The sequence below is a fragment of the Ferrimonas balearica genome (genome assembly GCF_019802055.1).
In the GTDB taxonomy this organism is placed as follows: Bacteria; Pseudomonadota; Gammaproteobacteria; order Enterobacterales; family Shewanellaceae; genus Ferrimonas; species Ferrimonas balearica_A.
The window spans coordinates 272,011-295,098 of sequence record NZ_JAHVHW010000004.1 but is presented as its reverse complement, the minus strand read 5'-3'; the positions used below and the strand labels follow the sequence as shown (position 1 = coordinate 295,098).

Annotated in this window: 21 protein-coding genes; 11 read left to right on the top strand and 10 right to left on the bottom strand. The window is 59.5% G+C overall.

Annotated features, from left to right (window positions below):
• Nucleotides 1-31 precede the first annotated feature (31 nt).
• The 3 genes from KUV52_RS02225 to kdsA all read left to right on the top strand — a co-directional run bounded on the left by KUV52_RS02225 (nucleotide 32) and on the right by kdsA (nucleotide 2,657).
• The gene (locus KUV52_RS02225) at nucleotides 32-427 is read left to right on the top strand and encodes a SirB2 family protein (protein ID WP_222524305.1); all 396 of its coding nucleotides are present in this window, start codon (nucleotides 32-34) and stop codon (nucleotides 425-427) included.
• A 78-nt stretch (nucleotides 428-505) separates the two neighbouring features.
• On the top strand, nucleotides 506-1,750 hold the full coding sequence (locus KUV52_RS02220) for a DUF819 domain-containing protein (protein WP_222524304.1): 1,245 nt from the start codon (nucleotides 506-508) through the stop codon (nucleotides 1,748-1,750).
• A 55-nt stretch (nucleotides 1,751-1,805) separates the two neighbouring features.
• A complete protein-coding gene (gene kdsA, locus KUV52_RS02215; RefSeq protein WP_222524303.1) occupies nucleotides 1,806-2,657 on the top strand; it encodes a 3-deoxy-8-phosphooctulonate synthase in 852 nt (283 codons plus the stop codon).
• A 121-nt stretch (nucleotides 2,658-2,778) separates the two neighbouring features.
• Here the strand turns inward: kdsA and KUV52_RS02210 are convergent, their stop codons facing one another.
• Nucleotides 2,779-2,994, bottom strand: a complete 216-nt coding sequence (locus KUV52_RS02210; protein ID WP_222524302.1) for a hypothetical protein — start codon at nucleotides 2,992-2,994, stop codon at nucleotides 2,779-2,781.
• A gap of 136 nt (nucleotides 2,995-3,130) precedes the next feature.
• Between KUV52_RS02210 and KUV52_RS02205 the strand changes: the two genes are divergently transcribed.
• From KUV52_RS02205 to KUV52_RS02185, 5 genes are read left to right on the top strand one after another with little or no spacing between them, the layout of a single operon-like run.
• A complete protein-coding gene (locus tag KUV52_RS02205) occupies nucleotides 3,131-4,045 on the top strand; it encodes a transcriptional regulator GcvA (protein ID WP_222524301.1) in 915 nt (304 codons plus the stop codon).
• Nucleotides 4,020-4,685, top strand: a complete 666-nt coding sequence (locus KUV52_RS02200) for an alpha/beta fold hydrolase (RefSeq protein WP_222524300.1) — start codon at nucleotides 4,020-4,022, stop codon at nucleotides 4,683-4,685. The genes KUV52_RS02205 and KUV52_RS02200 overlap by 26 nt, the downstream gene beginning before the upstream one ends.
• A complete protein-coding gene (locus KUV52_RS02195; RefSeq protein ID WP_222524299.1) occupies nucleotides 4,682-5,065 on the top strand; it encodes a DUF423 domain-containing protein in 384 nt (127 codons plus the stop codon). Before KUV52_RS02200 ends, KUV52_RS02195 begins: the two co-directional genes overlap by 4 nt.
• Nucleotides 5,058-6,125, top strand: coding sequence for a 23S rRNA (cytidine(2498)-2'-O)-methyltransferase RlmM (gene rlmM, locus KUV52_RS02190; protein ID WP_222524298.1), 1,068 nt, complete (start codon nucleotides 5,058-5,060; stop codon nucleotides 6,123-6,125). The genes KUV52_RS02195 and rlmM overlap by 8 nt, the downstream gene beginning before the upstream one ends.
• 17 nt (nucleotides 6,126-6,142) lie before the next feature.
• Nucleotides 6,143-6,346: a hypothetical protein gene (locus tag KUV52_RS02185; RefSeq protein WP_222524297.1), complete on the top strand. Its 204-nt coding sequence runs from the start codon at nucleotides 6,143-6,145 to the stop codon at nucleotides 6,344-6,346.
• A gap of 60 nt (nucleotides 6,347-6,406) precedes the next feature.
• On the opposite strand, the gene KUV52_RS02180 is transcribed toward KUV52_RS02185, so the two are convergent.
• On the bottom strand, nucleotides 6,407-7,414 hold the full coding sequence (locus tag KUV52_RS02180) for an isocitrate dehydrogenase (RefSeq protein WP_222524296.1): 1,008 nt from the start codon (nucleotides 7,412-7,414) through the stop codon (nucleotides 6,407-6,409).
• A gap of 189 nt (nucleotides 7,415-7,603) precedes the next feature.
• Here KUV52_RS02180 and KUV52_RS18975 point away from each other — a divergent pair, with 189 nt between their 5' ends.
• On the top strand, nucleotides 7,604-10,345 hold the full coding sequence (locus KUV52_RS18975; RefSeq protein ID WP_222524295.1) for a prolyl oligopeptidase family serine peptidase: 2,742 nt from the start codon (nucleotides 7,604-7,606) through the stop codon (nucleotides 10,343-10,345).
• 51 nt (nucleotides 10,346-10,396) lie between these two features.
• On the opposite strand, the gene KUV52_RS02170 is transcribed toward KUV52_RS18975, so the two are convergent.
• Entirely contained in the window at nucleotides 10,397-10,765 is a 369-nt protein-coding gene (locus tag KUV52_RS02170; protein WP_315900180.1) for a DUF3192 domain-containing protein, read from the bottom strand.
• A 252-nt stretch (nucleotides 10,766-11,017) separates the two neighbouring features.
• Between KUV52_RS02170 and sstT the strand changes: the two genes are divergently transcribed.
• Nucleotides 11,018-12,226 carry a serine/threonine transporter SstT gene (sstT, locus tag KUV52_RS02165; RefSeq protein ID WP_222524293.1) on the top strand — a complete coding sequence of 403 codons (1,209 nt, stop codon included), beginning with the start codon at nucleotides 11,018-11,020 and terminating at the stop codon, nucleotides 12,224-12,226.
• A 54-nt stretch (nucleotides 12,227-12,280) separates the two neighbouring features.
• Here the strand turns inward: sstT and KUV52_RS02160 are convergent, their stop codons facing one another.
• The 6 genes from KUV52_RS02160 to KUV52_RS02135 all read right to left on the bottom strand — a co-directional run bounded on the left by KUV52_RS02160 (nucleotide 12,281) and on the right by KUV52_RS02135 (nucleotide 19,729).
• Entirely contained in the window at nucleotides 12,281-13,087 is an 807-nt protein-coding gene (locus KUV52_RS02160) for an MBL fold metallo-hydrolase (RefSeq protein ID WP_222524292.1), read from the bottom strand.
• A gap of 3 nt (nucleotides 13,088-13,090) precedes the next feature.
• Nucleotides 13,091-13,783: an SDR family oxidoreductase gene (locus KUV52_RS02155; protein WP_222524291.1), complete on the bottom strand. Its 693-nt coding sequence runs from the start codon at nucleotides 13,781-13,783 to the stop codon at nucleotides 13,091-13,093.
• On the bottom strand, nucleotides 13,780-14,547 hold the full coding sequence (gene xni / locus KUV52_RS02150; protein ID WP_222524290.1) for a flap endonuclease Xni: 768 nt from the start codon (nucleotides 14,545-14,547) through the stop codon (nucleotides 13,780-13,782). The genes KUV52_RS02155 and xni overlap by 4 nt, the downstream gene beginning before the upstream one ends.
• The gene (gene ppnN / locus KUV52_RS02145) at nucleotides 14,544-15,902 is read right to left on the bottom strand and encodes a nucleotide 5'-monophosphate nucleosidase PpnN (protein ID WP_222524289.1); all 1,359 of its coding nucleotides are present in this window, start codon (nucleotides 15,900-15,902) and stop codon (nucleotides 14,544-14,546) included. The genes xni and ppnN overlap by 4 nt, the downstream gene beginning before the upstream one ends.
• A 26-nt stretch (nucleotides 15,903-15,928) precedes the next feature.
• Nucleotides 15,929-17,494, bottom strand: a complete 1,566-nt coding sequence (locus tag KUV52_RS02140; protein ID WP_222524288.1) for a GGDEF domain-containing protein — start codon at nucleotides 17,492-17,494, stop codon at nucleotides 15,929-15,931.
• A 96-nt stretch (nucleotides 17,495-17,590) separates the two neighbouring features.
• The gene (locus KUV52_RS02135; protein ID WP_222524287.1) at nucleotides 17,591-19,729 is read right to left on the bottom strand and encodes a tetratricopeptide repeat protein; all 2,139 of its coding nucleotides are present in this window, start codon (nucleotides 19,727-19,729) and stop codon (nucleotides 17,591-17,593) included.
• Nucleotides 19,730-19,811: 82 nt separating this feature from the next.
• Here KUV52_RS02135 and KUV52_RS02130 point away from each other — a divergent pair, with 82 nt between their 5' ends.
• Entirely contained in the window at nucleotides 19,812-21,572 is a 1,761-nt protein-coding gene (locus tag KUV52_RS02130) for a M61 family metallopeptidase (RefSeq protein ID WP_222524286.1), read from the top strand.
• 542 nt (nucleotides 21,573-22,114) lie between these two features.
• Here KUV52_RS02130 and rdgC read toward each other — a convergent pair.
• Complete coding sequence (rdgC, locus tag KUV52_RS02125; protein ID WP_222524285.1) at nucleotides 22,115-23,029, bottom strand: recombination-associated protein RdgC; 915 nt, start codon at nucleotides 23,027-23,029, stop codon at nucleotides 22,115-22,117.
• Nucleotides 23,030-23,088: the final 59 nt, after the last annotated feature.

Genomic DNA, 23,088 nt, shown 5'->3' with positions numbered 1-23,088 from the left:
CGCACTCTTTTACGGAAGGAAATTCAACGATATGGAATGGTTCTATTCCCTTTACCCTGGCCTGAAGCACCTGCACATGACCCTGATCGCTGCCAGTGTCGGCTTCTTCATCCTGCGCTTTGTCTGGTTGATGATTGACTCGCCACTGCTGGGCCGCAAGTGGGCCAGGATTGCGCCTCATGTACTGGATACCTTCCTGCTGCTCTCGGGTGCGCTGCTGTGTGTGGCGATCGCTCAATATCCCTTTGAGGCTCCGTGGCTGACCGAGAAGATGATGGCTCTGGTGGCCTACATTGCGCTCGGGGTGATCACCTTCAAGCTGCAGCGGGGCAAGCTGTTCCGGCTGGTGGCCTTCTTTGGCGCCTTGGGCTGGGTCTACTACATGGCGGTATTGGCGATGACCAAAACGCCGATTCTGCTGGGCTGAGGCTCACGGATACCATAAAGGGGGCCAGGACGGCCCCTTTGTGCATTATGTTTGCGCAACCAAAATAAGGAGATTGGCATGTCTGAAGTGATGATCACCAACCCGGCGTCGGTGCTGGGGTTGTTGATGGTGGTCCTGGGCGCGGTCTTTTACACCTCCACCAGCACGCATCCTTTCTGGCGCCGCTTTTACCGATACATTCCTGCGCTGCTGCTCTGTTATTTCGTTCCGTCGCTGCTCAACACCTTTGGGGTGATCGATGGCGGTGACAAATCCCTGTATTACGTGGCATCCCGTTTCCTGCTGCCTGCCGCTCTGGTGCTGCTCACCCTGAACCTGGACCTGAAAGCGATCGCTTCCCTTGGTCCCAAGGCTATCGTGATGTTTCTGGCGGGCACCGTAGGCATCGTCGTGGGGGCGCCCGTCGCGCTGCTGCTGGTCTCATCGCTGTTCCCTGAACTGCTCAATGGCAATGGGCCTGATGCGGTGTGGCGCGGCATGACAACCGTCGCGGGCAGTTGGATTGGCGGGGGGGCCAACCAGACCGCGATGAAAGAGATCTATGGCGTCGGGGACACCATCTTCTCTGCCATGGTGGCGGTTGATGTTCTTGTGGCCAACGCCTGGATGGCGGTGTTGCTGGTGATGGTGCCTCGTGCCCATGCCTGGGACAAAAAAGTGCAGGCGGATACCACGGCACTGGAGACCTTGCAGCGTCGCATGGCGGCCTGGCAGGAGGAACATGCGAAAATTCCCCTGCTTCGTGATCTGATGATCATTCTGGCAGTAGGCTTCGGGGCTACCGGTCTGGCACACTATGGGGCCGACTGGCTGGCGCCCTGGTTCGCCGCCCACTTCCCTGAACTGGAGAAGTACAGCCTGCATTCCAGCTTCTTCTGGCTGATGGTGATGGCCACCACATTAGGGGTGCTGCTTTCCCTGACCCGGGCGCACAAACTGGAAGCGGTAGGGGCATCCCGCGTGGGGTCCGCCTTTATCTATGTGCTGGTGGCCACCATCGGTATGCATATGGATATCGGTGCCATACTGGATTCGCCGCTCTACTTCCTGCTCGGTGCTATCTGGATGCTGGTTCACGCCACCATTATGCTTGGTGTGGCAAAGCTGATTCGGGCGCCGCTGTTTTATATGGCGGTTGGCAGTCAGGCCAACGTCGGTGGTGCCGCTTCGGCACCGGTGGTGGCTTCCGCGTTTCACCCGGCATTGGCGCCAGTGGGCGTTTTGCTGGCGGTGCTGGGTTACGTACTGGGCACCTATATGGCCTGGTTCTGCGGGCAGATCCTGCAGGCCATGGCGCAATAAGATTTGTATGACGGTGGGCTCCGGCCGGCCGTAAGTTGACCAAAGTGAGGTAATGATGGACGCGATCTCCATCCGAGTCGGCCAATGTGAAGTGGCCAATGACAAGCCTTTCGTGCTGTTTGGCGGCATGAATGTACTGGAGTCCCGGGATCTGGCGATGCGGATTGCTGAGCACTATGTGCAGGTGACTGAGAAGCTGGGGATCCCCTACGTGTTTAAAGCCTCCTTTGACAAGGCCAACCGCAGCTCCATCCACTCCTATCGCGGTCCGGGCATGGAAGAGGGTCTGAAGATCTTTGAGGAGATTAAGCGCACTTTCAACGTGCCGCTGATCACCGACGTGCATGAAACGCACCAGGCGGCACCGGTGGCGGAAGTGGTGGATGTGATCCAACTGCCTGCGTTCCTGGCTCGTCAGACCGATCTGGTGGCGGCCATGGCCAAAACCGACGCCGTAATCAACGTGAAGAAGCCGCAGTTCCTGAGCCCCGGCCAGATGAAGAACATCGTGGAGAAGTTCCGTGAGTGCGGCAAAGAAGAAGTGATCCTCTGTGAGCGTGGCGCCAACTTTGGTTACGACAACCTGGTGGTGGATATGCTCGGCTTCCGCACCATGAAGGAGAGCTCTGGCGGCCTACCGGTGATCTTCGACGTAACCCACGCTCTGCAGTGCCGTGACCCGCTGGGTGCCGCGTCTGGTGGCCGTCGTCGTCAAACCGTTGAGTTGGCCAAATCCGGCATGGCTACCGGCCTGGCGGGCCTGTTCCTGGAAGCCCACCCGGACCCGGACAAGGCGCTGTGCGATGGCCCGAGTGCGCTGCCGCTGGCGATGCTGGAGCCCTTCCTGGCTCAGCTAAAAGCGCTGGACGACCTGATCAAGGCGCAGCCGGAACTGGACATTCAGTAACGTGCGCCGACTCACCAAGAGAAAGCCCGGGCATTGCCCGGGCTTTTTTTTGTTCGTAACCATTCTGGATACAAAAACGCCGCCCCGAACCTGAGCCCGGGACGGCGCTTTCATGAAAGCGTTATTCGCTGTCTTTGCTCTCTTCCTGGCGCTCGGCGCGAGCGACTTTCAGAGAGGGGTTTACGTCCATGTTAAACAGTGACTGATGCACTTCATCCAGTTGAACCTGCAGCTGGGCCTGAACTTCCTGGTTGATCCCATCACGGTCGAAATGAATCGGTTCCGGTTGCAGGGCAGGGGTGGTGATCAGGGTGGCCAGCAGTGCGATGGTGGTCATGGGACGTCTCCTGCCGAAAGGCAAAATAAGTGTCGAATTCGGCGCAAAATTTAACCTTCCCGGGTGCCGGTGACAAACGAAATAATGTAAGATTCCGCATTAGATTAAGTAATCAATAAACGTGAGATGGATCACCATGTCCAGGCGTCTTCCCCCCCTTAATGCGGTTAAGGCCTTTGAAGCGGCAGCTCGCCACCTGAGTTTTACCCGGGCGGCCGAAGAGCTGTTCGTGACGCAGGCGGCAGTCAGCCACCAGATCAAAGCGCTTGAAGAGTTTTTGGGATTAAAATTATTTCGCCGACGTAACCGTTCACTCCTGCTGACTGAGGAGGGGCAGAGCTACTTCCTCGATATTAAGGATCTGTTCACTCAACTGGCGGATGCCACCGAGCGTTTGCTGGCACGCAGTGCCACCGGATCCCTCACCGTCAGCATGACCCCCTCCTTTGCTATTCAGTGGCTTGTGCCACGATTGGCTCGTTTTTCTGAACAGCACCCCGAGGTGGACGTTCGGATTAAGGCGGTGGATGAGGATGAAGCCTCGCTGACCGATGATGTGGACGTCGCCATCTACTTTGGACGCGGCAACTGGCCGGGACTGCGGGCGGACAAACTGCGCAGCGAGTGCCTGGTGCCGGTCTGCTCTCCCCGGTTACTGCAGGGGGAGAACCCCCTGCGTGAAATCGCGGACCTCTCCCGCTTTACCCTGCTTCATGATATGTCCCGGCGGGACTGGAAGGCCTGGGTGAAACAGGTGGGGGCCAGCGCCAACGTGAACTCCGGACCCATCTTCAGCCACTCCTCGCTGGTGCTGCAGGCGGCGATTCATGGTCAGGGCGTTGCCCTGGGTTCTTCGGTTCTGGCGCGACCGGAGGTGGAAGCGGGACGCCTGGTGTGCCCCTTCGGTGATGTACTCAAAAGCAAAAATGCCTACTACCTGGTGTGCCATGAAAACCAGGCGGATCTAGGCAAGATTGAAGCGTTCCGAGAGTGGATGCTGCAGATGTTCAGTGACGAGGCCCACAGTGATCTTATCCCCTCTGCCGATTGACGCCTTTCCCGATATCTACCGTCTCGACGGTGACCCGATGGCCCCCAACCTGGTGCTGCTGGCCCACGGGGCCGGGGCGGGCATGGACCACCCCTTTATGACCCAGTTTGCGCAGGCGCTGGCTGGGGGTGAGATTGCCTTGATCCGATTCGAGTTTCCTTACATGATCCGCGCCCGCAACGAGGGCAAGCGTCGCCCGCCGGATCGTCTGCCCAAGCTGACCGAGTGCTACCAGTCCTGGATCGAGGCGCTGGCCGACAGCGGGCGGTGTCTGTTCCTGGCAGGCAAGTCGATGGGAGGCCGGGTGGCCACCGTCTGCGGTGCAGAAGCCCCGGTGGCGGGGGTGATTGCATTGGGTTATCCCTTCCATCCCGTCGGCAAGAGCGAGCCGGAGAAGTGGCGTTGGGAGCCGGTGCACGCCTGTGCCTGCCCCATGCTGATTTTGCAGGGGGAGCGGGACAGCTTTGGCTCGAAAGCGGAGCTGTCGCAGCATACGTTGCCGGAGAACGTCACTCTGCATTACCTGCCCGATGGTGACCACAGCTTTGTGCCGCGCAAGATGAGCGGCGTGACTGAACAACAGAATCTGGCCCGGGCCGCCGAACTGGCCCGAGCCTTTATTGAAGGACAACAACAATGAGTCGAACCTTTCTGCTTCTGGCGGCCCTGCTGGGCCTTTTGGCGACCGCATTGGGCGCGTATGGCGCACACGGCCTGCCCGGTAAAGTGAGTCCCCACTTGCTGGCAAGCTTTAATACTGCGGTGCAGTACCAGTTTTTCCATGCGTTGGCGCTGATGGTGGTTGGCCTGTGGCTGATGCATCAGCACAGCCGTCTGCTGGTGGGCGCGGGCATCGCGTTTCTGATTGGCATGCTGGGATTCTCCGGCAGCATCTATGCTCTGGTGCTGGTAGGCAGCAAAGGGTTCGGTCCCATCACGCCGATGGGTGGCATGACCCTGATGGTGGGCTGGGCGCTGCTGGCCGTGGCTGCCGTGATGAAAGGGGGCAAGAGTGAATAAGGTTGTGCTGCACTGCCGTGCGGGGTTCGAGAAGGACTGCGCGGCGGAGATCCAGGAGTTGGCTAACGAGTACGGGATCTTCGGTTATCCCCGACTGGAGCGTAACAGCGGCTTTATTCTGTACGAGTGTTACCAGAGCGGTGATGCGGAGCGCCTGATCCGGGAAGTGCCTCTGCGCAGCCTGATCTTTACCCGGGCCTGGTTTGCGGTGGTGGCCGAGCTGAAAGAGATGGATCCGACCGACCGCGTGTCTGCCGTGCTGGCGGCCGCAGAGGATCTGCCCAAGGCGGGCAAGCTATGGGTGGAGAGTGGCGAGGGGGATGCTTACCACTCCCTGCTGACCTTCTGCCGTAAGCTGACGGTGCCTTTGCGTCAGGCGATGCGTCAAGCCGGGCTGCTGACCAAAACCGAGAAAGAGAATATGCCCCGCATCCACCTCTTTCTGACCGACAACCAGAACGGCTACCTGGGCTACAGCCGTTCCGATAACGGCTCGCCGCACTACATGGGGATTGAGCGTCTGAAGTTTCCGCCTGAGGCCCCAAGCCGTTCCACACTGAAGCTGGATGAAGCGATCCGCTACTTCATGACCGAAGAGCAGGAGGCCGAGCGCCTTCAGTCGGGCATGCGTGCGGTGGATCTGGGCGCCTGCCCGGGCGGCTGGACCTATCAGCTGGTGCGTCGCGGTCTGTTTGTTCATGCGGTCGACAACGGCCCGATGGCGGACAACCTGATGGAAAGCGGACAGGTGACCCACCATATGGAGGATGGGTTCAAGTTTGAGCCGCAGCGGAAAAACATCACCTGGTTGGTGTGCGACATGATTGAAAAACCGGATCGGGTCGCGCAACTGATGGGCAGCTGGTTTGCTCGCCGCTGGTGCAGCGAAGCGATCTTCAATCTGAAGTTGCCCATGAAGCAGCGTTACGCCGCCGTATGCGAATGTTTGAGCCAGTTAACGGAAATCCTCGACGCCTCCGGGGTAGGGTTTGAGATACAAGCGAAACACCTGTACCACGACCGCGAGGAGATCACCGTTTACCTCCGCCGTCGTGACTGATTAAACGAGGAGGGCGGATGGCCTGGACGACACTTTATGCGCTGCTTGGCACCCTTATCTGGATGCTTCCCGCTGCGGTGGTGGCCCGTTTGGAGCGTGCCCAAGGGGTGACTCAGGTGCTCTGGATTCTCAGTGCGGTGGTGTTCTCCTACCTGGCCTTACTCTGTTATCTGTTCCGCCCACGGGATACCCAGGTGTCCGAACTCCGTGAACGGCCCTGATGCTGAAATGGCAAAAGAAAAGGCTCCCAGATTGGGAGCCTTTTTCGTATTGGTTGGCGATTACAGACGAGCCAGGATGGCGTCGGTAAAGGCTTTGGTGCCAGCGTTGCCGCCCAGGTCGCGGGTAACCGTCTCACCTGCAGCAATGGTGTCACGAACCGCATCACGGATGCGGGCCGCTTTGTCGGACATGCCCAGGTACTCCAGCATCTGGACGGCGCCCAGGATCAGAGCGGTGGGGTTGGCCAGGTCCTGGCCAGCGATGTCCGGCGCACTGCCGTGTACCGCTTCGAAGATCGCAGCGTCGGTACCGATGTTGGCGCCCGGGGCCAGGCCCAGACCACCGACCAGACCGGCACACAGGTCGGACAGAATGTCACCAAACAGGTTGGTGGTGACGATCACGTCAAACTGAGACGGGTCCATCACCAGCTTCATGCAGGTGGCGTCCACGATCATCTCTTCGGACTCGATGTCCGGGTAACGCTCAGCCACTTCACGGGCCACTTTCAGGAACAGGCCGGAAGTGGACTTCATGATGTTGGCTTTGTGAACCGCAGTGACCTTCTTGCGACCCTCTTTACGGGCCAGTTGGTAGGCGAATTCACAGATGCGCTCGGCGCCTTCGCGGGTGATGATGCTCATCGCCTCGGCCGTGCTGCCATCTTCGGTAACACGCTGACCGGCACCGGAGTACATCCCTTCGGTGTTTTCACGGATGGTGATGATGTCGACGTTGTCGTAGCGGGCCTGGGTGCCTTTCAGAGAGAGCACCGGGCGAACATTGGCGTACAGGTTGAAGCGCTTACGCAGGCTCACGTTGATGGAGGTGAAGCCTTCACCGATGGGAGTGGTCAGCGGGCCTTTCAGGGTTACGCGGTTCTTTTCAATCAGCTCCAGGGTGCTGGCCGGGACCAGTTCACCATGCTTTTCCAGCGCCGCCAGACCCGCGTCGGCGAATTCGTAATTGAAGTTACAGCCGGCTTTGTCCAGTACCTTGAGGGTGGCTTCGACAATGTCGGGTCCGATCCCATCGCCGGGGATCACGGTAATGCTTCTTGCGGACATGGTTACATCCTTCCACGTTGAACTTGTTGGATCCTTGGCCCTTCTTATTCCTCGTCAGGATGGTTCCCTGTGACGGGGAGGCGGGGCTTTGTTAGCATGTTGCGGGGCATATTCTAACGATTTTTGCAGCTAACTAACACCTAGCTGAAGGTATAAGTCACAAAAATGGACATTTTGAGAGGTAACTCGGTGCGACGGAGATTGCTGACACTGGTGCCCCTGGTGGGGCTGACATTGGGGAGCGCGTTGGCGGAGCCGGTAACGCCGCAAAGGGTAATGGAATTCAAAAGCCTGAAGGATCCGGTGATTGCGAGCAGTGGCGTCGCCGTGGCTTTTACTGCCCAACCGGACCGTGGCAACCCGGAGGGGCGGATCCGGTTGGCCAACGGCGAATTGATTACCGTAGAACGGGCTAAAAAGCCGGAGCTGACGCCAGATGGCCGTTTTGCCCTGTTTGAGCAGCCGGTAGCACTGCTTGAGCAGGAAAACGCCAGCGCCAAGGCGCGCAAAAAGCTCAAATCCGGCCGGGTACTGGTCAATGTGGAAACCGGCGAGCAACTCGCCTTTGAACGGGTAAAGAAGGCCGCATTCAGTGATGATGGCCGCCTGCTGGTACTCCTGTTTGAGCCGGACGAGCCAGAGTCGAAGGACAAAGAGAACGGCGACGAGGAGAGTGCGGAGCCGGAGAAGCCGAGCATCGACGATAAGGAACTCGGCAGCCGACTGCTGGTACGGGACCTGAATCGTGGTGAAACCGTTGAGTTTGAGGCGGTTCGGGATTTTGCTCTGTCTGAAAAGGGCGGTGCACTGGCATTCAGCACCAGTGTTGAAGCGGGTAAAGGCAACGGCGTATTCCGCCTGGATGAAGCGCTGAAGGCTCAGCCGGTGTTTGAGCAGGACGGGCAGGGCACCGGGGCGTTAGCCTGGGACCGCAACGGCAAGCAACTGGCATTCACCTGGGGCGACCTGACTGAACTGCCACGCCACCGTGAGCATCGCGTCGGACTTCTCTCCGATGGCGAATTGCGCTGGCAGGACCTCAACCACGCCGACTTTATGGTGTCCGGCCATAGCGGCCTCAGTTTCAGCCGTGACGGAGAGCGTCTGTTTATTGGCCGTCAGGCGCGGGTCGCCAAGGTACCCGAGAAGCCCAAGTTTGAATCTGAAGCCGACCTGACCGATACCGATCGCCTGCTGGCCCGGGCCGATCTGGTGCTGTGGCATGGCGACGATGAGCAGATCAAAACCCGGGAGATGAATCGTTACGACAAGGAGCTCAAGCGCACCTTTCAGGGAGTCTGGCACCTGAAGCGAGACCGCTTCGTTCAACTTACGGATGCGGAGGTGCCGGATCTTGAGCTGGCGGATAACGCCCGTTACCTGTTGGCCAGTTCCGATAAGCCCTACCGCAAGATGATCTCCTGGGCCGGCTTCTATCGTGACTGGTACCTGGTGGACCTTAACAGCGGTGACCGTCGGGCACTTGCGGTTCAACTGGGCAGCGACGACAAGCCCACACTCGGCCCGAACGATGGCCACGTACTCTGGCATGTCCGTGACGCCCTGCATCACCACGACATCAAAAAGAACCGAACCCGCCAGTTGGCAAGCGGATTTGCCAATGAAGACCACGACTACCCCAGCCCGGCGCCGGGTTACGGCTTTGGCCCCTGGCTGGCAAACGATGCCGGGGTGCTGGTCTATGACAAGTTCGACATATGGCGCTTTGATGCGGCCAGCGGCAAGCTTAACCGTCTGACCAAAGGGCGCGAGAACAGCACGCTCTATCGGGCTCTGGAGACCGATAAGGACGCGCTGTTTGTTGCCGCCGATGCCGAGTTGCTGGTGCACAGCACCAACGAGCAGAGCAAGGCGGAGGGGCTGCATCGTCTGCCTCTGGCAACCGGAGACATGACGCTCTGGCAGCAGGGGGATTACCGCGTCAAGCTGGTGGGTAAGGCTGAGGCCGCCGAGACACTGGTGCTGAGCTTTGAGCGTTACGACCAGTATCCCGATCTTTATCTCAGCAACGGCCCCCAGGGTGAGCCTAAGCGTCTGACTCAACTGGGTGAGCAGCTTGAAGGCCTGGATTGGGGTGAGGCCAAACTGGTGCGCTGGCAAACCGAGGATGGGGTGGATCTGAAAGGGGTGCTGATTACCCCTCCGGGCTATGACGGCAAAGTGCCGCTGCCCACCATGATCTACTTCTACCGCTTTATGAGCGATCGCCTCCATGCCTTCCCGCAGATGGCGATTAACCATCGTCCCAACTTCCCCTGGTACGCCAGTGATGGCTACGCCATCTTCCTGCCGGACGTGGTGTTTGAAGTGGGAGAGCCGGGTCCCGCTTCCCTGAAAGCGCTGCTTTCCGGTGCCCGCAAGCTGGTGGAAATGGGCGTGGCGGATCCCAAGGCGATTGGTCTGCAGGGGCACTCCTGGGCGGGCTATCAGAGCGCTTACATCGCCACGCAGACCGACTTCTTCGCGTCCGTGGTCACTGGTGCTCCGGTATCCAACATGACCTCCGCCTATACCGGCATCCGTCTGGGCTCCGGCCTGGGCCGCCAGTTCCAGTATGAGGCGGGCCAGAGCCGTATCGGAAAGACCCTCTACGAAGCGCCGGAGCGCTATATCGAAAACAGCCCCATCTTCTACGCGGACAACATCAAGACGCCGATGGTGATCATGTTTGGTGATGTGGACGATGCGGTGCCGTGGGAGCAAGGGATTGAGCTGTATCTGGCGATGCGCCGTCTGAACAAACCGGTGGTGATGCTGCAGTACCAGGATGAACCCCACCATCCGAAGCAGTACCCCAATAAGCTGGATTACAGCGTCAAGATGAAGGCGTTCTTCGATTACACCCTCAAGGGCGCGCCTGCCCCTGACTGGTGGGTCAGTGGCCAGCCTTTTTCCAAACCGGATAAGTAAGGGCGAGTGCCCAACAGAGAATGAGAAACGGCCGCTGATGCGGCCGTTTTTTTAGTCTTGCAGCTGAGCCAGCGCGGTTTCTCCCCAGGCGATCAGTACACCATCTCTGAACAGCAGCGGGGTGGTTTCATCCAGTGTGGTCTCACCGTCGCCTTTGGTTCTGTGGGTGCGATAACGCAGTACCTGAATCCCGTGGCCCTCTTCATCCTGCAGGGCTTCGGAGAAATCCGGGCTGCCGAGGCGCTCCATCACCATCGCTTTACTCAGGCCAGGCTCCAGCGTGGCGATGGTCGCTACATTGTGTTTCTGACGGTCATCCCAATCCATGTTGTCCGGCGTGGAGGGGGTCTCTTCCCAGAGCGCGATGACCACCACGACAAACACCAGGTAAAGGCCGATAAAGCCCGCCACGATCGGCACAAGCCGAGACTTTCCCTGAGACATTGTTGTTAACCCGTTGTTGCGAATGGGCCTAGGTTAGCAGTGGAGCGCGGACATTCAAAGGTATCAGCAAGACCGATCGTTTGATGAATATTGTTACTGAAGGATAAAGATCACCTAACCGTGCAAACGGGATGGACAAAAACCCACTGACGTTGTTACAAACCTTCATCTCTGCGGTATTTTGTCCGCAGGGCATGACAACGATAAATAGTTAAGACTTATTTCAAGATGCAATCACTTCTAAAACGCTTTACTCAGGGCAGCCTCGTGCTGCAAATCCTGGTCGGCATTGTCGCCGGTATCGCTCTTGCCAGTATCAACCCGGCATGGGCCAAGTCGGTCGCCCTTTTGGGTGACCTGTTCGTTTCCGCGCTGAAAGCGGTGGCGCCGGTGCTGGTGTTTATCCTGGTCGCCTCCTCCATCGCCAACCAGAAGCCGGGCCAGCATACCCATATGAAGCCGATCGTCGGCCTCTACCTGCTGGGCACCTTTGCGGCGGCACTCACCGCCGTGCTGCTGAGTTTTGCTTTCCCCACGACGCTGGTGCTGGTGACTGACCAGGCTACCCTTGCGCCGCCGGAAGGGATTGGCGAGATCATGCACAACCTGCTGTTCAAGGTGGTGGATAACCCGGTTAATGCCCTGCTGACAGGCAACTTCATCGGCATTCTGGCCTGGGGTATTGCGCTGGGCCTGGCGCTGCACCGCGCTTCCGATGCCACCAAGCAGGTGTTCCACGATGTGTCTGACAGCATCACCCAGATCGTGAAGGTGGTGATCCGCTTTGCTCCGCTGGGTATCTTTGGTTTGGTGTCCAACACCCTGGCGACCACCGGTTTCGGTGCGCTGCTGGGTTACTCCCACCTGCTGGCGGTTCTGCTGGGTGCCATGGCGATCATTGCGCTGGTGGTGAACCCGCTGATTGTGTTCGTTAAAACCCGCGAAAACCCCTATCCGCTGGTGCTGCGTTGTCTGCGTGAAAGCGGCGTGACCGCCTTCTTTACCCGCAGCTCTGCGGCTAACGTACCGGTTAACCTGGACCTGTGTAAGCGCCTGGATCTGCATGAAGACACCTACTCCGTCTCCATTCCCCTGGGCGCCACCATCAACATGGGCGGTGCGGCGATCACCATCACCGTACTGACTCTGGCTGCGGTACACACTCTGGGCATTGCTGTGGACATCCCCACTGCGCTGCTGTTGAGCATCGTCGCGGCCGTTTCCGCCTGTGGGGCGTCCGGTGTGGCAGGGGGTTCTCTGCTGCTGATCCCGCTGGCGTGCAGCCTGTTTGGCATCGATAACGCGGTGGCGATGCAGGTGGTGGCCGTGGGTTACATCATCGGCGTACTGCAGGACTCTGCGGAAACCGCATTGAACAGCTCCACCGACGTCATCTTCACGGCGGCGGCGGATAAGGCGGCCAGCCGTCAGGGCTAAACCCTGTGCGTGATATATAAAGCCCGGCGGATGCCGGGCTTTTTTGTGGGCGTGTTACAGGGGCACTTTCAGAGCCTGACGGACCAGGTTGATCTTGGAAAGGTTGTAGCGGCTCAGATGGCCCAGCCAGTCTTCCGGCCCCAGCAGGGCATGAAGGATGGCGGTGTCGCTTTTCCCCTGGCTGGCCAGCGCCTGGGCGCGCTCACACAGCTGCTCCAGATAGCGCAGCTTTGCACTCAGAGCCTCGTGCCCGCCTGCCACCGGTCCCCGGTGAGGGCAGAGCAGAGTATCGAACTCCAGAGCCAGCACCCGGCGCAGGCTGTCCATCAGTTGCGTCAGGTTTTCATCACTGCGCAGATAGCGAAGTTTGCGGGAGAGGTAGAGGTCGCCGCTGAACAGCCACCCCTGTTTGGGCAGGTGGTAGCAGGTCAGGTCTTTGGCGTGCCCCGGGGTCGCGATGGGGTTGATGGGGCTGCCGTCAGAGAGCGCCAGTTGGGCCGCCAAGGGGGCGGTTTCCACCGGTTCTGGTCGTCCCCAGATCAGCCGTTGCAATGGCGGCGTGCGAAACCCCCTGGCCAGTTTGGCCCGGCCCGGTTCCGGGGCCATCGGCGTCAGCTTGAGATGCTGACTGAGACGAGCGGCATTACCGCTGTGGTCTTCGTGATGGTGGGTTAACAGCAGTTGTCGAACCGGGCGTTCGTCCACAAAGCGTTTGACCGGGCTCCATTGATTGGGGGGCCCGGTGTCGATCAGCGTGTCATCGATGCGGTAGACGATGAACGTGGTATTGATACCAAAACCGAATCGGCCCACCCTGACCCCCTCAATGGGGCCGATGTGGAAACGCTCACGCTCTGCCATCGGTTACCAGGGGATCTCGCTGCCGTCGTAATTGAGGAAGCGGCCGGAGTTGGAGAGATCGAGTTGCTCCAGCACCCGCCGAATGCCCAGTACCGAGGTTTGGGGGGAGATCAGGGCATTGGGACCGCCCATCTCAGTCTGCACCCAGCCAGGATGGAGCAGCGCCACACTGACGCCCTGATCCGCCAGGTCAACAGAGAGGCTTTTGCCTATGGCATTCAGGGCCGATTTTGACGCCCGATAGAGGTAACTGCCGCCGCTGCCGTTGTCGGTAATGGAACCCATCTTGGAGGAGAGCAGCGCCACTTTGGCCCCTCGGGACAGGTTCACCATCAGGGTCTGGACCAGCAGCAGGGGAGCCAGCACATTGACCGCCATCACCGGTGCAAAGTCGTCGGCCTGGATCTGCCCCAGCGCCAACCCCTTCGGGCCATAGACACCGGCATTGCTGATCAGCAGGTCAATCGACTGGTCACCCAGGTAAGCTTTCAGGCCTTCCAGCTGTTCCGGCTGAGACAGATCCAGTGCCACCAACTCCAGCGTGCTGGGGTGCGCCTCTGCCAATGCCTGCAGGGCCTGGGCCTGCTCCGGATGGCGGCAACAGGCGATGACCCGGCTGCCCTCGGCGAGGTACTGGCGAACACACTCCAGGCCAATGCCACGATTGGCCCCGGTGACAAGTACGGTATGACTCATGAATGACTCCCTACTCTGAACTGGCTCAAATTAAGATTAAGCTCGAGATCCTGTTTTAACTGGACCAGGCGATAACTGAGCCGCGCTTCCTCCTGGTGCGCGTGCAGTCGCTCTCCCAGCTTGCCTTCGACAGCGCCTTCGGCAAACAGCGCTTTTAGCGTAGGAAAGCGGCCTACCAGCTCCATCGCGGTCTTTTTTCCGATCCCGGGTACGCCTGGAATGCCGTTGCCGCTGTCCCCTGCCAGCGCCCAGTAATCAAGAAGCCGGGATTGTGGCACCCCCACTTTTTCCGCCAACCGTTCCGCATCGATCCACTGGCCTTCAAAGTGATCCCACTGGGCGATACCTGGGCCAATCAGTTGACCAAATCCCTTGTCGGTGGAGAGGATCACCACCTCACCGCCTGCGGAGGCCACCTTTCGGGCAATGGTGGCGACCAGGTCATCCGCCTCAAGATCCTGCTGACGTACCGAGCGCACCCCGATACCGGCAAACGCATCGTCCAGCAGAGGCAGTGCCTGGGCCAGGTCTTCCGGCATCGGCTTCCTGTGGGCTTTGTACTGGGGGTAGAGCTGACGCCGCCAGCTGTGGTCGTGGCCGCCATCCCAAACCAGGATGGCGTGAGTGGGCTTGTGTTGGCGCAGGGCCTTCTCCATGGCGCCGAGGCAGCGCCGCTTCAGGTCTTCGCTGGACTCGCCGGGTACGGCGGCATGAAGCCGCCGTATCAGGTTGAGCCCATCCACCAACAGCAGTTTGGGTTTCATCGGTTGCGGATCTCGTAACAGGGGTGATAGATGCTGCCGGGCAGTTTCATGCGGCCCTGGTCCACAAAGGCACTGAGCAGGGTATCCAGGCGGGCCATCATGGTGGGGTCTCCCTGAAGCTGGAAGGGGCCCCGCTGGCGAATCGCTTTCACACCCTTGGCCTTGACGTTACCGGCGACGATGCCGGAGAACGCTTTGCGCAGGTGGCCGGCCAGCATCGCTTTATTGCCCATGGGGCGCAGGTTGAGGTTGGCCATGTTGTCGTGGTCGGGCTCGAAGGGCAGCTGAAACTCCGGTTCAACCTTAAGCCGCCAGTTGAAGGCAAAGGCGTCGTCGGTGGTTAATCTGAACGCTTTAACGTCCGCCACCTTCTGTTTCATAAAGCGGGCGACCGCCTGAGGGTCATCGATAATGATGTGGTAACGGCTCTGTGCTTCGGGGCCCAGGGTGGCGCCGATAAAGGCATTGATCTCATCGAAGTAGGCCCGGCTGCTCTCCGGCCCGGTCAGTACCACGGGAAGGGGTTGCTCCCGGTTGTCGTCGTTCAGAAGGATGCCGAGCAGGTAGAGGAGCTCCTCTGCTGTTCCGACACCGCCGGGGAAAATGACGATGCCGTGAGCGAGCCGGACGAAGGCTTCGAGGCGCTTCTCAATGTCCGGAAGAATGACCAGCTCATTGACGATCTGGTTGGGGGGCTCTGCGGCGATGATGGAGGGCTCGGTCAGGCCGAGAAAGCGGCCATTGCGGATACGCTGCTTGGCATGGGCAATGGCGGCGCCCTTCATCGGCCCCTCCATGGCACCCGGACCGCAACCGGTGCAGATGTTCAGATCCCGCAGTCCCAGTTCGTAGCCCACTTCCCGGGTGTACTGAAACTCCACTTCGTTGATGCTGTGTCCGCCCCAGCACACCACCATATTGGTTTCGCCGCCGGGGCTGATCACTTTGGCGTTGCGCAGGATTTCGAACACCACATTGGTGATGTGGACGGAGTTGGTCAGGTTGATGTGTTGGAGATTTTCGTAACGATCACTGATGTAGAGAATGTCCCGCAGAACGGCAAACAGGTGCTCCTGAATGCTGCGGATGATCTCGCCATCGACAAAGGCCGCTTCCGGCGGTTGGGTCAGTTCCAGTTTGATGCCCCGCTCGCTGCGCAATACCCGAACTTTAAAATCCTGGTAGCGCTCGAACAGAGCGGTACTGTCATCGCTGGTGAGTCCGGAGGCCAGTACCGCCAGGGAGCAGTTGCGGTAGAGTTGGTAGAGTTCTGACGCGGCGCTCTCGCGCAGCCGTTCCACTTCCAGTTGGGACAGTTGATCCAAACTGCCCCGGGGACGCACTTGTACCTGCATGATCCCCCCCTTTTTTATCGTTGTCGTTAGCTGTCGATCTCGACCCGGTCACGACCCTTGCGTTTGGCACGGTAAAGGGCGGCGTCGGCTCGCTCGAAGGTCTCCTGCATGGTTTCATTTCCGGTCACCAGTGCGGCGCCGATGGAGATGGTGATGGAGAGTTTCTCGTTACGGAACTTGAACGGAATCGCTTTGATCCGCTCACGGGTACGATTGAGGATCTGCCCTACCTGGTCCGCCGACACGTCCGGCAACAACAGCACGAACTCCTCTCCCCCGTAACGGGCCACAAACTCCCCTTTCCGCAGGGAATTCTTCAATGCCATCGCCACCACCTGCAGGGTCTTGTCTCCTGTAGTATGGCCAAAGCTGTCGTTGATTCCCTTGAAGTGGTCAATATCCGCAACGGCAACCCAAAGGTCATTACCGTAGCGACGGACATTTCGGTACTCCCGTTTCAGGCGCTCATCCAGCGCAGCCCGATTGGGCAGTTGGGTCAGCGCGTCCAGCATATTGAGGCGCTGCTGCTCAATCAGTTGATCCTTGTAACCACTGGCCTCGGCAGCCAGGGCACCCAACTCCTTGCGCATCTTTTCCATGCTGCCCTTAAGGCGGGCAAACTCGCGGGTATCCTCTTCGTCCCGCTTGCGCAGCAGCTCCCGGATGGCGGTCAGTTCATGACTCACCAGGGATTTGAGCTGGTCCAACTCCGTGGCGTTGCGAACCGAATCGCCGATCTCCAGGCACTGAGAGGAGAGCTGGCGATTGAATTCGCGCTGATGGCCAAAGCTGCGCAGGGAATGGTTCCAGTTCTCAGCAACGGCTTCCCGCACCGCATTCAGGGCATCGTTCAGGGCATAGAGAAACTGCTGTGACGCGCTCTTCTCCTTGGCGATGTCCGCCATCAGCAGGGTGAGTACCTGCTGGTAGGCCTCCAGCAGCTGCTCTGCGGTGATATCACCGGCCAGCTCCGCCTTGATGGCGGCGATCACATCCCGGCTCTCGGCGCGGAAATCGATCTCGCTGAGCAGTTGGGCCAGTTCATGGGCCAACTGTCGGTGGCGAGGGGTGATCGGCAGCGGTTCCTCGCTGGCCATGCGCTCTTTGAGCAGAGACTCGTAATAGCCAACCAGCCGGGTCATCTGCGGCAAGAACTCCCACAGGGTGTGGACCGGCTTCTGGACATCCTGCTGGAAGAAGTGCAGTTCCCGCTGTATCTGGTCCGGAAGGCTCGCCAGCTGAGACAAGCGTCTTGCCAGGGATTGCAGGGCTTGCTGGCTACTGCCGATCTCCCGCTGGGTCAGCTGATACTGATTTTGCAGGGCACGGCAGAGGTTGGTGAGCTCCGGCAGGATGCTATCGATATCAGGATTGTCGGCCAACTGAGCGCGCAGCTTGGCAAGACGGTTGTCCAGCTCCAAATTCTGTCCTTTGCAATTGATGCTCAGATGGTGGAGACACTCCACCAGGGCTTTTATCTGGCGATCATGCAGCTCCTGATAGTCCTTGAGCTGCTGCTGAGCGACCTTGGCACGCTTAAGCTGGTGCGCCAGAGTGTCCTGAGCCTGGGTCGAGGGAGTCGCCTCTTTCATTCGTGATTAAATCCACAGCACGCCTGACAGCGTTAGTAACTGATTTTCTTATCTGATCACATGGTATCTAAGGCTGTGACAAGTGCAAGCCCGCCATCAATGCTGAGCGATCTTTGCCTCGTTATTGACCTCATGTTTGAACTGTTCAGCCTGTGTCGCGGTTCCAGGCCAACGGAGATCTTCATGACCATTGCTGACCAGACAGCGAATGACACCATGCTGAATCCCCTTAACGGCGCTGGCATAGAGTTGTTCAGGGTTGAGCAGCGGGGCGCTCAATGCCACTGGACGCAACTGTACGAACTGATGAGAACCGGTGCGGTTGGCGAGATCATCGGCACTCCAAAGCGCCAGTTGTGTCAGTTCCAGCGCTTGTTCCGGAGGCAGCCGCAGCAGTGAGCCGGGCTGGAACGGCAGCGGGATGATGCCTGCGCTGATGGGGCCCTGGAAGGTCAACTCCCCATTGAAACCGGACTGCAGACGGTCGAACAGGCGCAGAATCTCACTCTCCATTGGGACTTCGCTTCGAATGATGATGGCGGCGAGCCCCAGGCTGGGTTCGAAGACGTCATCCACCCACTCTTCGCTTCTTAAGTGTTCGATCAATTGCTGCCGCTGGCGGGTGAACTGTGCCTGGCCGGTACGCAGCTCAGAAGCGGCGAAATCGCCCAGTTTCAGCAGGATAAGATAGCCGGATTCGGAGCGCTTCAGGGCCTGGAACAGGGCGCGTCGATTGCCAGCGCCAGTATCCTGGTAGGTGTGAACCTGGTGGTGAAGTTCGGACAACTGAGTGCCCTTGTGGCGGTGGCGGGACCACAACAGCAGCAAGCTGAGGCTCAAGGCAATCAAAAGCAGGACAATAAGAAGGCGCTGATTTTGCAGGTTGTTCAGCAGCGCCTTGGAGTGGTTCAGGGCCTCTCCCTGCTGTTGCAACTGGTTGCGCAGTTGCTGCTCCGCAAGTTGATTAGCGGCAGTCAGTCCGCCACCGGAACCAGGGACTGAAATCGGGATGTCTGCCGCCTGGCGCAATTGAGCCCAAGCCTGTTCTGTGCGGGAAAGTGCCCGGTTCGCCTCCGCCATCACCATCAGCAGGGCACGCTCATTGGTTTTGTCCTCTTCCTGACGGCTCTGGACCAGCAGCTCTTCTGCCAGTAACAGGGCATCGGTCCATCGGCCCAGCGCCAGATAGGTCTGGCTGAGCGCCTGACGGGAGTTGAACATCAGCTCTTTGTGCTCCCGCTCAGTGGCAGCCGCCAAAGCCAGTTGCAGGTACTCAAGGGATTTGTCCGGCTCGCCAATGTCGAGATAGGTCAGGGCGATCGTGATGCGCAATCGGGCTATCGCCAGCACCGATTCGTTTTTGAGCTCCAGATCCAGGGCCAGCATAAGGTGCTGTAGGGCCTGGCCGGGATCGCCCATTTCCCGGTGTATTGTACCCAGTTCAAAAAGCGCCTCAGACAGGAACTGCGTGTTGTTCAGGGACTCAAGCAATGCGGCAGAGTTATGAGCGTGCTCCATCGCCCGGCCATACTCTCCGATGGTGCGATAGAGGCGGGCAAGCTCCAGTTCCAGCTTGCCCGGAAAGGTTGGGGTGGTGACATGCTTCGCCAGATTGAGCGCGGCCATATAGTGCTCTGCTGCCAAACGGGGTTGGTCGGCAAAGCGCAGTGCGCGTCCCAGCTCACGTTCGGTCTCGGCCAAAGTGCCCTTGTCACCGAGGGAGATGGCTCGCTGCCGCGCCTGACCAAGGCGCTCTATCGCTTCAGGCAGTCTGCGCAGATAGCGTAGGAGGGAGCCGGAAAGAGTGAGGATCTGAACCTGCAGGCGCAGGCTTTCTTGATCGTTCTGCCCCGTGAGGGCGACGTTGGCAGCATCGAACTGCTGCAGGGCATAGTCAAACTTGCTGCGCATGGAGGCGGAGTACAACCCCTCCAATAGCATCTGGCGTGCTTGCTGGATCGGTGTGTGCTGGCGCTCGGCAAGACGCAACAGAATCTGCTCAACCTCCGGCTTGTGGACCAGCTCGTAGTGGGCGAAACCGACGAGCAGCAAGCGCTCGGTTTCCAGAGCCGGGGTCTTGGCGCTCTTGTTCTGCCACTGCGCCAGAAGCCCTTCCGGATCCACCTGAACCTGAGGCCAACCGTTACGGGCATCCGTCTGGCTGAATGCCCACGCCGAAACCGACATCCACCCCAACAACAACACTAGCCCTGCCCGGAACATCCCCTTCCTCATCTGGATCCCTGTTTCGTCACTGGGTATAGTGCCAGCCCGACATTTCCATAACAACTATAACGATGCTGAAAAGGATTTTGATATGAGGACGTTATCAGGGGCCCTGATGGCGATGGTTTGCGCGGCTGCGCCAGCCTGGGCCGACGTGGCATACCACATCGACATCGACCGCCCGGACCACCATCTGGCCACCGTAGAAGCGACCTTCCCCATGGCCCAGGCAGGCGCGCTGGAAGTGAAGTTGCCGAACTGGCGAACCGGTCGTTACCAGCTGTTGCCGATGGCGGATGGGATCCGTCAGTTTGATGCGGTGGATGGTAAGGGCCAGTCGCTGAAATGGCAGAAGACGGCCCGGGCCACCTGGTCTATCGCGCTTGAAAACCCCTCCGAAGTGACCATTCGCTACCAGGTGCATGCCACGGAGTTGGGGGATCGCAGCCGCCACATCGATGACACTCACGCCTACCTGGATGCGTCCGGCGTGTTTATGTACAGCCCGGCGTTTCGCAATGAGCCCCTGAGCGTTGAGCTGAATGTGCCCAAAGACTGGCGCAGTGTGTCGGGTATGGACTCAGAGGGAGAGCATCAGTTTGTCGCCCCCAACTACGATGTGTTGGTGGACAGCCCGATTGAGACCGGCATCCACCAGGACTTTGCCTTTGAGGTGGATGGTCGTAACTACGAGTTGGTGATCTGGGGGGAGGGGAACTACGACACCGAGCAGATGGTGGCGGACCTCAAAGCGCTGGTTGCCGCCGGTGGTGCCTACTTCGGTCACGACTACCCCTATGAGCGTTACGTCTTTATGGTGCACGCCACCACCGGTGTCCGGGGGGCCACCGAGCACCTGAACTCCACGGTGATCCAGCGTCCCCGCTGGACGTTCGCCAAGCGTGAAGAGTATCTGAGCTTTATCGCCACCGCCTCCCATGAGCTGGTGCACACCTGGAATGTGAAGGCGTACCGTCCCCAGGGACTGGTGCCCTACGCCTATCAGTCCGACAACTACACCCCGCTGCTTTGGCTGGCGGAGGGGGGCACCAGCTACCTTCAGAATATCTGGCTGGTACAGGCTGGCGTGATGACGGTAGAGGAGTACCTCGAGGACATGGCCAAACGACTGGTGCGTCATCAGGCGACACCGGGTCGGGAGCAGCAGAGTGTGGCGGAAGCCAGTTTCGACAACTGGATCGCCCGTGGTGGGGATTACGGCACCAACCATAGCGTCAGCATCTATTCAGAGGGTTTTCTGGCCAACTGGGCGCTGGATTTCTGGCTGCGTGAAGGCGGCAGCGGCATCGATGCGCTGCACCGTGCCCTCTACCAGGACCACCGTCTGCCTGACGCCTATGACAACCGCTCTCTTCAGTCCCTGCTGAGCCAACTGGGTCAGCGAGACGTGATGCCCTTCTGGCAAAGCCACATCGATGGTCCGCTGCAGCTGGATATCGACGGGTTGCTGGCTCAGGCTGGTCTGCAGTTGAAGCTGGCGGATAAGCAGAAGCTGGATCTGGGGCTGAGAGAGGATGGCAAAGGTACCCTGACCCGAGTTCGTCGGGACGGTCCGGCCTGGGAAGCGGGTCTGACTCCAGGGGATCAACTGGTGGCAGTGGATGGCCAGCGTTACGACAGCAAGCTTTGGACCCAGACGTTGGCGCAGTACCAACCGGGACAAGCCGTTACCGTCACGGTATTTCGCCGTGATCGCCTGATGGAGCGGAAGCTGGTGTTGGGCAGCGAGCCGGATGGCAACGCGAAGATCGTGCCGCTGGAATCGGCGACCGAGCCGCAAAAAGCCCGCTTCGCTGACTGGCTGGGCGTGGACTGGCCCTTTGATAAGTGACCAGCAGCGGAATGAAAAAAGGGAGCGCCATGGCGCTCCCTTTCTGTTGCGAGTCTTAAACCCGCTCCTATGGGGGGATGGTAATCGTTAGCTCGGGCTTTTGTCCGTAGAGTTGGGATTGCTTAATAGTCTTCGAAACGGATAAGCAGATGTGCCACCAAATCGAATCCATCTTGATGTTGTCCGCCGGTCTGTCACGGCGAAAGCCGTCCACCTTCGCCGACTCGCGGCGCCGAGCGTGAGCGACTGGGAATGAAGCCGAGGGCCAGGGAAGGCCCGAGTGGCCAGCCGAGCATGGAATCGAGTCTGGCCAGAGCTGAAATGGGAAGGAGAGGGAGCGAGGGGCATTCGCTGCGCCGGAGGCAAAGGGGAGTCCAGAGGGGCGATAGCCCTTCTGGCGGCCGCCGGGCCGCTCCCGGCAACAGGGGGTAATGGTGCCTCTAGAATCACATGCCTGTGGCATCCCCGAAAACAAAAAGCCCCCTTAAAGGGGGCTAATCAAAGCCACCTGCATAGCAGGTGGGTATTTACATAAGCCGGGCTTAGATGCTTTCGTCAACGCCACCCATGGCGGCCATCAGATCCGGCCACATCCGCTCAAACTCACCACACATCAGGGCAAAGTCAGCGTCCAGGCGGGCAGCCAGGTCAGCCTTGTCGATGTCGTCGTTCTGATCCTGCAGCACATCCGCAAACTTAATCCGTTTAACGGAGAGGTCGGCGTTCAAGACGAAGCTGACCGACTCGGCCCAGTCCAGACCCACTTTGACCGCCAGCAGACCGGCATCCAGGTGCGCTGTGACTTCGTCGCTGTCCAGCGGCAGATCTTTCAGTTTCACGCTGCCGCCGTTTTCCGCCAGGCTCTTCAGCTCCGCTTCCTCCAGCAGAGTCAGGTTATTGCCGATGTTGCCGGTGCGAACCCAATCGGTCATCGCCTCTTCCGGCAGGGTGTTAGGCATCAGCGGGGCCACCGGCAGAGAGCCGATCGCCTGACGCAGCAGGGAGAGCAGCTCTTCCGCGCGGGCAGCGCTGGAGCTGTCCACCAGGATCAACTGCTGACGGGGCAGGATCAGGGCGCGGATACGCTTGCGACGGCTGAAGGCACGGGGCAGAAGCATCGCCACGATGTCCTCTTTCATCGCTTCCTTCTCCGCCTTACGAGCGGGACGGCCCTGTTCGTTTTCCAACTGGCCAACGCGCTCGTCCAGCTCCTCCTTGATCACCGAGGCCGGGAGCATCTTCTCCTCTTTCTCGATGGCGATCAGCAGGTTGCCGTCGGCGACATGAACCAGGCCACCGCCTACCTTGGGTCCCAATGCGGCAACGAAGCCCAGTTTGCTCATCTCCTGGCTGCCAGCGGGGGTGAAGGTCAGTGCCTCCATCTGCCGCTCCAGTTCATCCGCCTGCCACTCGGTTGGCTTGGTCAGGCGATAGGGCAACGCGTTTTTAAACCACATAGGGGATCCTGTCTGCTTGCATATTCGATGGGGCGGCAGTGTAGGGGAAAAGCGCTATC